Consider the following 12,212-nt stretch of genomic DNA (forward strand, 5'->3'; position numbering starts at 1 on the left):
ATTCTGACGCCGCCCAGTTCCCCACAGGCGGCAGATTCTCATTACGCGCTGCTTGTAGCCAATTTTCTCGCAGTCGCAAACGGGCTTTAGCGGTATAATTCTAATTTAATTCCAAGACGTTGCCCATTAGCCACGCCCGGATCACGACAACTCCCGGATCAAGGTCCGGCCGAAATCGAATGTGATCGATTCCAGAAATGCACGGCAGCCCGCGAGCGGAAAGCCGCGAGCGATTCTTCCTCATCGCCTCCCGGCCGAACGACTCACGATCGAGCCAGATGCAGAATATCGTTATAGGTGGCGAAAACCATTAACATCAGAACCAGACCCAGCCCGATACGGAACCCCACTTCCTGGGCACGCTCGGAGATCGGACGGCCTCGCACGGCTTCCGCCGCATAGAACAAAAGGTGTCCACCATCCAGCAACGGAACCGGAAACAGGTTCAGCAGTCCGATCGACACGGACAGAACGGCGGCAAGGTGGATCAAAGCGGCCGGGCCGATCGTGGCCACCTGCCCGGAGATCTGGGCAATTCGAAGCGGCCCGCCGACCTGGTCGGCCGCCTCGCGCCCCGAGAAGATCCCGCCGATATAAGCCATCGTGCGATCGATGACGAACCAGGTTTCCTCGACTCCCATCCAGAGCGCCGTCACCGGATTCACGTATTCCGTGGTGACGTCTCCTGGCGAGGTCGAACGCGTAATCCCGAGAACGCCGATCCGGTGCGTGTTTCCGAACCGGTCCTTGATCTCCTTGAGTTCCGGCACGCCCTTCAGATCAACGATCGAATCGCCCCGCTTCACGGCGAATGTCAGCGTCTCGCCGGCCTTGGTGCCGACGATCCGCTGCATGTCGGAAAAGCTGTCGATCCTGCCGCCATTAATCGCGGTCACGATATCGCCGGCCTTGAAACCGGCCGCTTCGGCCGCGCTGCCGGCCTGCACGCCGTCGACGCGCGCTGTCGTGCTGGGCTTACCGAGAAACATGAACAAGCTGGCGAAAATAACGATCGCAAGGATGAAGTTGGCGATGGGACCCGCGGCAACGATCGCGGCGCGCCGGCCCACAGACTTATGATGGAAGCTGCTCCCACGCTCCTCCGCCGTCATGGAGGCAAGGGCTGAGCTCGATGGCGTGCTGGCCTCGGAATCATCGCCAAAAAACTTGACGTATCCGCCGAGGGGAATGGCGGAGAGCTTCCAGCGCGTCCCGTGCCGGTCGTTGAAGCCCGCCAGTTCAGGCCCAAAACCCACGGAGAACGTCAGCACCTTCACGCCGGCCCAGCGCGCGACGAGGAAGTGGCCGAGTTCGTGAAAGAAAACCACGATGGTGAGGACAAACAGGAACGGAACGATATAGCCGATTAAGCCCGAGCTTAACATATTGAAAGTATTAACAAAAAAATCGGCCATTCCGTTTCCTTCGCCCAAGGCCGAAGGCCCTGGTCCCATCCACGCCTAGAGCATTTTGCAGCCGGGTAGAATCCGGTTCGCGTAGAAAAACACTCTCACTCGATATCGATAACTGGCGCGTACTCCGATCGCAAAACCAGATCAACTTCTGCAGAGTATGCGCTAGGATGCCTTTGCGGCAATTTGAGGCAAAAGCGACGCGGCCATATTTCGCGCGTTATGGTCAACGGCGATGGCGTCATCAGCCGATGCCAGCGGCGCGAGATTCCCGGCCCGGACCCAGCCGTTCATGGTGGCTTCGACCAGGCGCGCGATGGCGCCGAACCTGATCTTCTCGGCGATGAACGCCGCGACGGCAATCTCGTTTGCGGCATTGTAGACCGTGGTTGCGCCCTGCCCCGTCCTCAGCGCATCGTAGGCGAGCCGTAAGGCGGGAAACCGCGCGAAATCCGGCGCCTCGAACGTCAACTGTCCGATACTGGCGAGATCGAGCTTCACCGCCGGCCCCGCGATGCGCTCGGGCCAGCCGAGGCAATGCGCGATCGGGGTCCGCATGTCCGGCGTACCGAGCTGTGCGACGACGGATCGATCGGAGAACTCGACCATGCCGTGGACGATGGATTGCGGATGCACCAGGACGTCGATCTCCTCGGGCTCGAGCGCAAACAGACACGCCGCCTCGATGACCTCCAGTCCCTTGTTCATCATCGACGCCGAATCGATCGTGATCTTCCGTCCCATGCTCCAGTTGGGATGCTTCAGCGCCTGCGCCAGCGTCGCGTTCTCGATGTCAGCCGCCGCCCAGGTGCGGAACGGCCCGCCCGACGCGGTGATGATGACGCGCGTGAGTTCATCGCGATTTCCTGAGCTCAGGGCCTGAAACAGGGCATTGTGTTCGGAGTCCGCGGGCAGGATGCAAGCCCCCGCCCTGGCGGCGCGCTGCATGAAGAAGTCGCCCGCACAGACCAGGCATTCCTTGTTCGCAAGCGCGATCGTCGTGCCGCGATCCACGGCCGCAAGCGCGGGCTTCAGTCCGGCCGCGCCGCTCACCGCGGCCATCAGCCAGTCGGCCGGCCGCGAGGCGGCCTCGATGATCGCGCTTTCGCCGACGCCACACGCGATGCCGGTGCCGGCAAGCGCATTCTTCAACTCGTCAAAGCGCGAGGCATCCGCGACCGCCACGAATCGCGCGTCAAACTCGCGCGCGAGTTTAGCGAGACCCTCGACATTGGAGTTCGCGGTCAACGCCTCGACCCGATAGCGGCCGCGCGCGCCGCGCAACAAATCCATCGTGCTGTCGCCGATCGATCCGGTCGCTCCCAGAACCGTCACGGTCCTGACGCCAGCCTCGACCGGCTTGTCGTTCTTCAACGGAACAGCACTCATTGTTTCACCAAACCATCAGAGCGTGGCCGATGCCATCGGCGCCGCCACGCAGAAATCCGAAAAGCGCGGCAAAGACAATCGCCGCGACAAAACCGTCGAGACGGTCGAGCAAGCCGCCGTGCCCGGGAATGATCTGACTGGAATCCTTGACCCCGAAACGCCTCTTGACCGCCGATTCAAACAGGTCGCCCGATTGCGACACGATTGACAGAAAAGCAGCGAGCAGCAGCAATGGAGCCAATCTTCCAAGATCGAAAGCGGCAAAGCCTGCGGCGACCGCGAGGCCGCCAGCAAACCCGCCGACCGCACCCGCCCAGGTTTTCTTAGGACTAACGCGCGGCCACAATTTTGGTCCACCAATTCCACGGCCCGCGAAATACCCCCCGATATCGGCAGCCCACACCACGAACAGCACAAACATCAGCGCGACAAATCCATAGTCGCCATCGAGGCGAACCTGCGCCGATGCGAATACGGCCGCCGCCGCGTAACAGAATCCGGCCACCGACCAAAAGCGCAGCCGGCGCGACACCGCAGCCACCGCCACGGCGCCGGTCAAAAGCGCGGCCAACGAAAGCGCGCCATATCCGAACGCCAGGCACAGGCCCGACACGACAAGCGCCGCAATCCCTGCGGCGACCGTCTGCTTTTCCTGCGCGGCGCCGACGATCGTCAGCCATTCGACGTACATGCCGATCGCAGCCAGCGTGACGAGCGCGATCCATAACGGTCCGCCGGTCCAGGCGATCGCGATCGCGGCCGGCGCGAGAACCAGCGCCGCCATAATGCGCGTCCTGAGATTTTGCGATCCGCTTGCGGCAGCCGGCGCGCGTTGATCCTGATCCACGCTAGTGTCCCGAGTCCAAAGTTCGAATGTCCTTAGCTATAGCGTTTTCTGGCAAAGTGGAATCCGGTTCGTTGAAAGAAAACGCTGTGATTTGAAGGCCAATGATCTTGATCGGCGCGCTTCACTCACGCGACCGGCGACCCCCTTGGTTCGAGAAAATTTACAGTCATGATCCGGCTTTCGCGGCCAGCCCGCCGAAGCGGCGTTCGCGTCTTGCATATTCGGCGATCGCTCCTTCGAGCGCCGCCCTGTCGAAATCCGGCCAGTGAATCGGAACGAATACAAATTCACTGTAAGCCGCCTGCCACATCAGGAAATTCGACAGACGCTGCTCGCCGCTGGTGCGGATGATCAGGTCAGGATCGGGAATGTCCGGAGCGTCGAGATATCGGCCCAGCATATCGGCGTCGATCGTGGCCGGGTCGCGCTTACCCTCGGCCACTTCACGAGCAAGGCGCCGGGCGGCTTTCGCGATTTCCTGTCGCGAGCCATAGTTGAATGCAACGACAAGATTGAGCCGGTTGTTGTTCTTCGTCAGGTCCTCGGCCTCGGTCAACAGCGCGCAGATATCCGGCTCCAGCCCGTCGCGCTCGCCGATAACCCGCACGCGCACCCCGTCGCGATGCAACGTCGCCAGATCATTGCGGACGAACCTCCGCAGCAAGCCGAAGAGATCGCTGATCTCGCTCGGAGGCCGCGACCAGTTCTCGGAACTGAAGGAAAAAATGGTCAGATAATGGATGTTCAACTCGCCCGCGGCGCGGACTACGCGCCTCAACGCCTCGACACCGCGGCGATGACCTTCCGCGCGCGGCAGTCCACGAGCGGCCGCCCATCGGCCGTTGCCATCCATGATGATCGCAACGTGCAGCGGTGCATCGGCTTGGTCCGATCCCTCGATTGCAGGCGCAACAGCATTCGACATCAGGCCAGTCCAATCCGGCTAAACGGTGAGGATTTCCTTTTCCTTGCCCGCCAGCAACTGATCAATTTCGGAGATGATGCTGTCCGTAGCCTTCTGAACATCGTTCGCAAGGCGCTTCTCATCGTCCTCGGAAATCTCGTGATTCTTTTCGAGCTTCTTGAGCGTATCCAGGCCATCGCGGCGCACATGACGAACCGCCACCTTTGCCGCCTCCGCATATTTGTGCGCGACCTTTACCAATTCCTTGCGCCGCTCTTCGTTAAGTTCGGGAATTCGCAACCGCAATACCTGTCCCTCGGTGGCCGGGCTCAGTCCTAGGTTCGAATCGACGATCGCCTTCTCCACCGCCTTGACCATCGACTTGTCCCAGACCTGCACCGACAAAAGACGCGGCTCCGGAACGCTGATCGTTGCCACCTGGTTCAATGGCATGTGGCTGCCGTAGGCATCGACCTGCACCGGGTCGAGCATCGACGAGGACGCCCGGCCGGTCCGCAGCCCCCCGAGCTCATGCTTGAGAGACTGTGTCGCTCCCTGCATTCGTCGCTTCAAGTCGCCAATATCGAAACTTCCCGACACCATGCGCCCTCCATATGGAACTTGCCTGACCTACATCCGATCCGCCGCGACGGATCAACTTGCGACGATCGTCCCGCGGCCGGTCCCCTTCAGGATGGCGCCGATCGAATCCGGTTCGGCGATCGAGAACACGATGATAGGCAGCGCCGTCTCGCGGGCAAGCGCGAAAGCCGTCGCGTCCATGACCTTATAGCCGCCTTCGAGCGCCTGCGAGTGACTTAACCGTTCGAACCGTTTAGCGGACGGATCCTTCCTGGGATCGGAACTGTAAACGCCATCCACGTTCGTCGCCTTGAGCACGGCTTGCGCACCGATCTCGGCGGCACGAAGAACCGCCGTCGTGTCGGTCGTGAAGTAAGGATTGCCGGTTCCACCCGCCAGCAGGACAATTCGGTCCTCTGCGAGATACTTGTGCGCGGCACGGCGGGTGAAAAGCTCGCAGACCTCAGGCATGACGAACGAAGAGAGGGCGCGCGCCGGCTGCCCGCGGCGTTCCAGGGCAGCCTCAAGGGCCAGGCAGTTCATCACGGTGGCAAGCATGCCCATCGTATCGCCGGTCGGGCGCGAGACGCCGCGGGACGACACCTCGACGCCGCGGAATATGTTTCCTCCGCCGACGACGACCGCGACTTCCACTCCCAGCGCGCGAGCCTCCGCCAGATCGCCGGCGATCCGATCAATCGTGGGCTGATCGATGCCAAAAGGCTGCGAGCCCGCCAGGTACTCTCCCGACAGCTTCACGACAACACGACGGTAGGCCGGCCGATCCATGTGCGTTCGCTCCGTCGCGAGTCAGATTGTCCCGCCTCAGATTCGGCGTTACCCCTGTCCGGCCGCCGCGGCAACCTCGGCCGCGAAATCGGACTCAGCCTTCTCGATTCCCTCTCCGAGCGCATAGCGCACAAAGCCCGTAATCTTCACGGGCGCGCCAACCTTGCCCTCGGCTTCCTTGAGCGCCTGGCCAACGCTTCTCTTGTCGTCGAAGATGAACGGCTGTTCCAGCAGCGTGTGCTCCTTGAAGAACGTCTTCAGGCCGGACTCGGTGATCTTGTCGATCATCGCTTCCGGCTTGCCCTGCTGCCGGAATTTGTCCGCAAGAACGTCCTTCTCGCGCTTGACGATGTCCGGGTCGACGCCCGAAGGGTCGATCGCCACCGGATTGGCGGACGCAATATGCATGGCGACCTGACGGCCAAGCGCCGCGAGTTCGTCGGCATTGCCTGCAGACTCCAGCGCGACGATCACTCCCAATTTGCCCGCACCGTCGATCACGGCGTTGTGGACATAGCCCGCGACGATCCCCTTGGCGACCTCCAGCGAATTCGCGCGACGCAACGTCATGTTCTCGCCGATGGTTGCGATTGCATCCGAGATCGCCGTCGCCACAGTGGCGCTGCCAACCTCGGCGGCCTTGATCACCTCGACATCGGCGCCAACGCTGAGAGCGACCTGCGCCACCATCTTGACTAGGCCCTGAAACTGCTCATTGCGCGCGACAAAGTCGGTTTCCGAATTCACTTCGACGACGACGCCCTTGTTACCGCTGGTGACGACGCCGATCAGGCCCTCGGCCGCAACACGCCCCGCCTTCTTGGCGGCCTTGGAAAGCCCCTTCTTGCGCAGCCAGTCAATCGCGGCCTGCATGTCACCGTTGTTTTCGGTCAGCGCCTGCTTGCAATCCATCATGCCGACGCCGGTGATTTCGCGCAGCTCCTTGACCATCGCCGCGGTGATTGTCGCCATTGCTGTATGTCCTTTGCCTGCCGGGAGATGACGGTACGGCTTCCCCGGCCGCCGTCACCTCTACCCAGGGATCAGTCAGAAAATCGGGCGTGACGCGGCCGGCTGAAACACCGCCGCACCGCGCGTTACTCGGCTTCGGCTGTCATCGCCTTGGCCTGAGCGACCCAGCCATCGGCCCGGCTCGGAAGGCCAACTTCCTCGCCGATCCTGTGCGCCGTATCGTGATCGAGCTCGGCAAGCTGCCAATAGTGGAAGATACCGAGATCGTTGAACTTTTTCTCTATCGCCCCGGAAACGCCCGTAAGCTTCTTGAGGTCGTCGGCGACGCCTCGCGGACCGGCGAGCCCCTGGAAGCCGGCAGGCTGCGCGGCGGCTGGAATCTCTTCCCGCACCGGCTCGACAGAGGCGCCGACATCGATGCCGGATTCGCCCTGAGCCCGTGAAATGCCGTCGATCGCCGCGCGGGCGATGAGATCGCAATACAGGCTGATGGCGCGACCCGCATCGTCGTTGCCGGGCACGATATAGGTGATGCCTTTCGGATCGCAGTTGGTGTCCACGATCGCCGCGACCGGAATGTTCAGCCGCTGAGCTTCCTGGATCGCGATGTCTTCCTTGTTGGTGTCGATCACGAACATCAAATCGGGAAGACCGCCCATGTCCTTGATGCCGCCGAGCGAGCGATCAAGCTTGTCGCGCTCGCGCTGCAACGTCAGCCGCTCCTTCTTGGTGTAGGCGTTGGCGTCGCCGGAATTGAGCACCTCGTCGAGATGGCGCAACCGCTTGATCGAACCTGAAATCGTTTTCCAGTTGGTCAACGTGCCGCCCAGCCAGCGCGAATTGACGAAATACTGTGCCGAGCGCTTCGCAGCGTCGGCGACACCATCCTGCGCCTGCCGCTTGGTGCCGACGAACAGGATGCGCCCGCCCCTGGCGACGGTATCGCTGACGGCCTGCAACGCACGGTGCATCAGCGGCACGGTCTGCGCGAGGTCGATGATGTGGATGTTGTTGCGGGCACCGAAAATGTACTCCGCCATCTTCGGATTCCAGCGGTGCGATTGGTGGCCGAAATGAACGCCGGCCTCAAGCAACTGGCGCATGGTGAATTCAGGTAGCGACATGATTCAATTCTCCGGTTGGTTCCTCCGGAAACGTGTGAGCAGACGAACCGTCAAACCAAAAGGAATGCGGTCCGGCAGCCACCGGACGGCTTTTCAGGCCATGTTTCCGTGTGAGATAGCGGCCTGTATAGCGAGGGTACCGGCCATACGCAAGGCAATCCGATCCCGCCGGGCCGCCCCGCCCGGGCCGGTCAGATGGCCTGAACATCGACGACCCCCGTCACCGCCTTGATCGCGCCGGCGATCTGAGGCGACACCCGAAAGCGGCCAGGAAGCTTTATTTCCACCTCGGTCTCAAGGTCCAGCATCATCACCAGCGAGACCTCGCCCTCGCCAGCCTGCCTCGACGCAGGAACTTTCGCGGTCCCGGCCGGATCCCCGTTGTCGTTCATCTGGAGACGCCTTTCGATCGACTCGAGCGGCCTGGAATCGCGCAGGAAAATCCGCAACCCCTTCTGTGTCTTGGCCGCGGCATCGTCGAGCGGTTCGGCGCGGGACACCCGCGCGCGCACCTCCTCGCCCTGCAATTCCGCGTCGAGTTGCAGCAGCACCGCTGCCCCCGGTTCAAGGACCTCCCGAAACTGCGCGAGACCTTCCGAGAACAGCACCGCCTCGAAATGACCGCTCGGATCGGACAGGCCGATGATGCCCATCTTGTTGCCCGTCTTGGTTCGCCGCTCCATCCGCGAAACCACCGTCGCAGCCACCTTGCCGGCGGTCGCACCGGCCTTCACCGCACGAGAAAATTCGACCCACGACTGGACGCGGAGCCGCTTGAGCGCTGTCGCATAATCGTCGAGCGGATGTCCCGACAGGAAAAACCCGACCGCCTCATATTCGCGCCTCAGCCGATCGGCGGGCAGCCAGGGCTCCGCCCGAGGCAGCATGATGTCGGGCGCGTCCGCGAGGCCGCCGAACATGTCGTTCTGGCCGATCATCGTTGCCTCGTGGCTGCGCTGGCACGCCGCAAGGATCGCCTCGGCGCCGGCGAACACGCGGGCGCGATTCGCCTCAAGCGAATCGAACGCTCCGGCCGCCGCGAGACTTTCGATGACGCGCTTGTTGATGGCGCGCGGCGGCACCCTGGCGGCGAAATCCGCCAGCGAGGTGAACATACCGGCGTCGCGGGCTTCGACGATCTGCTCGACCGCATGCGCGCCGACCCCTTTCAGCGCGGCCAGCGCATAACAGATGACGCCTTCCTTCACCTCGAAGGTCGCGCCGGAACGGTTGATCGACGGCGCTTCGACCTTGATGCCCAGACGCTGGGCCTCGCTGCGAAATTCCGAAAGCTTGTCGGTGTTGCTCATATCGAGCGTCATCGATGCCGCCAGAAACTCGACAGGAAAATGCGCCTTCATGTACGCGGTCTGATAGGAGACCAGCGCATAGGCCGCCGCGTGGCTTTTGTTGAAGCCGTAATCGGCGAACTTCGCCAGCAGTTCGAAAATCGTTTCCGCCTGGCCCCGGGGAACGCCGTTGTTGACGGAGCCGGCCACGAAGATCGCGCGCTGCTTTTCCATCTCCGAGCGGATCTTCTTACCCATCGCCCGCCGCAGCAGGTCGGCGTCTCCGAGCGAGTAGCCCGCCATGACCTGGGCGATCTGCATCACCTGCTCCTGATAAATGATAACGCCGAAGGTTTCCTTCAGGATCGGCTCGAGCATCGGATGAAGATATTCCGCCTCCTCCTCGCCGTGCTTGCGCGCGCAATAGGTCGGAATGTTCGCCATCGGCCCCGGCCGATACAGCGCGACCAGCGCGATGATGTCCTCGAAACGATCCGGACGCATGTCCACCAGCGCCCGCCGCATGCCCTGGCTTTCAACCTGAAACACGCCGACCACGTCGCCCTGGGTCAGCATCTGATAGCTGGCCGCATCATCAAGCGGCAACGTGGCGAGATCGACGTCGATCCCGCGCTGCTTCAGCAACTTTACCGCGACGTCAAGAACGGTCAGCGTCTTCAGGCCGAGAAAGTCGAACTTCACCAGGCCGGCGGGCTCCACCCACTTCATGTTGAACTGGGTTACCGGCATGTCGGACTTCGGATCGCGATATAGCGGCACGAGTTCGCTCAAGGGACGATCGCCGATCACGATGCCCGCCGCATGGGTCGAGGCGTGACGCGTCAGCCCCTCAAGGCGCTGGGCGATGTCGAACGCGCGCGCCACCACCGGATCCTCATCCCGAAACGCCTGCAGCTTCGGCTCTCCCTCGATCGCCTGCTTCAGCGAGACTGGCGCCGCGGGATTTTGCGGCACCAGCTTGGTCAGCTTGTCCACCTGACCATAAGGCATCTGCAAGACGCGGCCGACGTCGCGAAGCACGCCGCGCGCCTGCAACGTGCCGAAGGTGATGATCTGCGCGACCTGATCGCGGCCGTAGCGCTTCTGCACGTAGTCGATGACCTCCCCGCGCCGCTCCTGGCAGAAGTCGATATCGAAGTCCGGCATCGATACGCGTTCGGGATTGAGGAAACGCTCGAACAGCAGGCCGAACCGGATCGGGTCGAGATCGGTGATCGTGAGCGCATAGGCCACCAAGGAGCCCGCGCCGGAACCGCGTCCCGGTCCGACCGGAATTCCCCTGGACTTGGCGTGCTTGATGAAGTCCGCAACGATGAGGAAGTAGCCCGCATAGTTCATGCGCGTGATGACATCGAGCTCAAAGTCAAGGCGAGCGCTGTAGTCGTTCTCCGTCCTTCCGGTCGAGACGCCATGCACCGCCAGCCGCTTCGCAAGCCCCTCCTGCGCCTGCCGCCGCAATTCGGCGGCTTCATCGTTTTTCCCGTCCGCCGCGCCGGCATCCGAGGCCACCGTGAAGTGTGGAAGGATCGGCTTGCGTGTCCTGGGCCGGAACGCGCAACGTTCCGCGATTTCGATCGTGGACGACAACGCTTCGGGGATATCGGCAAACAGCACAGCCATTTCCGCGCGGGTCTTGAAGCGGTGATCCGGCGTCAATTGCTCGCGATCGGTCTCCGCAACCAGGCGACCGCCGGCGATGCACAGCAAGGCGTCATGGGCTTCATAATCGCCGGCGGCAGCAAAATAAGGCTCGTTCGTTGCAACCAGCGGAAGGCCCTTCGCATAAGCCAGGTCGATCAGCGCACCTTCAACCCGCCGCTCCTTGTCGAGCCCGTGACGCTGCAACTCCACGTAAAGCCAGTCGCCAAAAATCCCGGCGAGCTGGTCGCAGCGGGCCATCGCAAGCGCAGGATGATCGGCGTTGAACGCCTGCGCCACGGGGCCCTCGGGTCCTCCGGTCAAGGCGATCAGACCGTCGTTTTCATCCCGAAGCCACTCCCAATTGACGCGAGGGCTGCAATGCTCCGGTGTTTCAAGGAACGCCCGGGAGTTCAATCGCATCAGGTTGCGATAGCCGGCTTCGCGCGTCGCCAGCAGGACGATTCGAGCAGGCGGTAGCGCGTTCCGGGAATTGACGTCCTGATCTCCGAAGTCCACCGCCAGTTCACAGCCGACGATCGGCTGGATGCCATGACCTGCGACCTTGTCGGAGAACTCCAGCGCTCCGAACATGTTGTCGGTGTCAGTAAGCGCCAATGCCGGCTGGTGATCCGCCCTGGCGAGTTCCGCCAGCTTCTGGATCTTGATCGAGCCCTTCAACAAGGAATAGGCCGAATGGACATGCAGGTGAACGAAACCTGCGTGAACCGCGAGGGTCTTCTGGGTCATGGTTTCAGGCAATCATCGGTCGGCGCCGGCAAAGGCCGACTCGCAAACAGAATGGTGGGGACTTGCGCCGGGCGAGTCCACGCGAAATCCCCCCACCCGCGCGGCTGTTCTCGTTTTCCCCAGCCGCCCGGATCGCCCGTTTACGAAAGCTGGGGAATAAGCTGCGCCCAGACCGCGACCATTCCGACGAACAGCACGATGGACGCCAGCGCCGACGCCTCCTCGACAAACATTCTCAACATGGCTTCCGCCTCCTCCGATCAGAACATAACGGGAATATTGTTCTCTATATGTTCCAAAGTCAAGGCAGAACCGACCTGGGAATGATCCCCTTGGTTAATCGTCCCCAAGAAACTGAACAGCGAAACGCCTGACAGAACCGATGTCGGGTTGGGAGGGACGATACGCGTTGTTTTTCCGAGGCTCTTTCGAACACACGCAGAGCAGCCGGACCTCGTCATATTTTTATGGCTGAGACTCGCGTTTTTATCGCTG

9 protein-coding genes are annotated in these 12,212 nt (G+C 62.1%); all 9 read right to left on the reverse strand.

Annotated elements, in window-relative coordinates; translation table 11 throughout:
- Positions 1-263 precede the first annotated feature (263 nt).
- Positions 264-1,415, reverse strand: coding sequence for an RIP metalloprotease (locus ACMYR2_RS10640; RefSeq protein ID WP_347263775.1), 1,152 nt, complete (start codon positions 1,413-1,415; stop codon positions 264-266).
- Between the two features lie 162 nt (positions 1,416-1,577).
- Positions 1,578-2,801 carry a 1-deoxy-D-xylulose-5-phosphate reductoisomerase gene (gene dxr / locus ACMYR2_RS10645; protein ID WP_347263774.1) on the reverse strand — a complete coding sequence of 408 codons (1,224 nt, stop codon included), beginning with the start codon at positions 2,799-2,801 and terminating at the stop codon, positions 1,578-1,580.
- 4 nt (positions 2,802-2,805) lie between these two features.
- Positions 2,806-3,648 (reverse strand): phosphatidate cytidylyltransferase, encoded by an 843-nt coding sequence (locus tag ACMYR2_RS10650; RefSeq protein WP_347263773.1) that lies wholly within the window; start codon positions 3,646-3,648, stop codon positions 2,806-2,808.
- Between the two features lie 166 nt (positions 3,649-3,814).
- Positions 3,815-4,573, reverse strand: a complete 759-nt coding sequence (locus ACMYR2_RS10655; RefSeq protein WP_347263772.1) for an isoprenyl transferase — start codon at positions 4,571-4,573, stop codon at positions 3,815-3,817.
- Positions 4,574-4,591: 18 nt separating this feature from the next.
- On the reverse strand, positions 4,592-5,155 hold the full coding sequence (gene frr, locus ACMYR2_RS10660; RefSeq protein WP_347263771.1) for a ribosome recycling factor: 564 nt from the start codon (positions 5,153-5,155) through the stop codon (positions 4,592-4,594).
- Positions 5,156-5,206: 51 nt separating this feature from the next.
- Positions 5,207-5,923, reverse strand: a complete 717-nt coding sequence (pyrH, locus tag ACMYR2_RS10665) for a UMP kinase (RefSeq protein WP_347263770.1) — start codon at positions 5,921-5,923, stop codon at positions 5,207-5,209.
- A gap of 48 nt (positions 5,924-5,971) precedes the next feature.
- Positions 5,972-6,895 carry a translation elongation factor Ts gene (tsf, locus tag ACMYR2_RS10670; RefSeq protein WP_347263769.1) on the reverse strand — a complete coding sequence of 308 codons (924 nt, stop codon included), beginning with the start codon at positions 6,893-6,895 and terminating at the stop codon, positions 5,972-5,974.
- 125 nt (positions 6,896-7,020) lie between these two features.
- Positions 7,021-8,019: a 30S ribosomal protein S2 gene (locus ACMYR2_RS10675; protein WP_416192899.1), complete on the reverse strand. Its 999-nt coding sequence runs from the start codon at positions 8,017-8,019 to the stop codon at positions 7,021-7,023.
- A 191-nt stretch (positions 8,020-8,210) separates the two neighbouring features.
- Positions 8,211-11,717, reverse strand: a complete 3,507-nt coding sequence (gene dnaE, locus ACMYR2_RS10680; RefSeq protein WP_416192900.1) for a DNA polymerase III subunit alpha — start codon at positions 11,715-11,717, stop codon at positions 8,211-8,213.
- Positions 11,718-12,212: the final 495 nt, after the last annotated feature.

It is taken from the genome of Nitrobacter sp. TKz-YC01 (assembly GCF_047824785.1).
Lineage (GTDB): Bacteria > Pseudomonadota > Alphaproteobacteria > Rhizobiales > Xanthobacteraceae > Nitrobacter.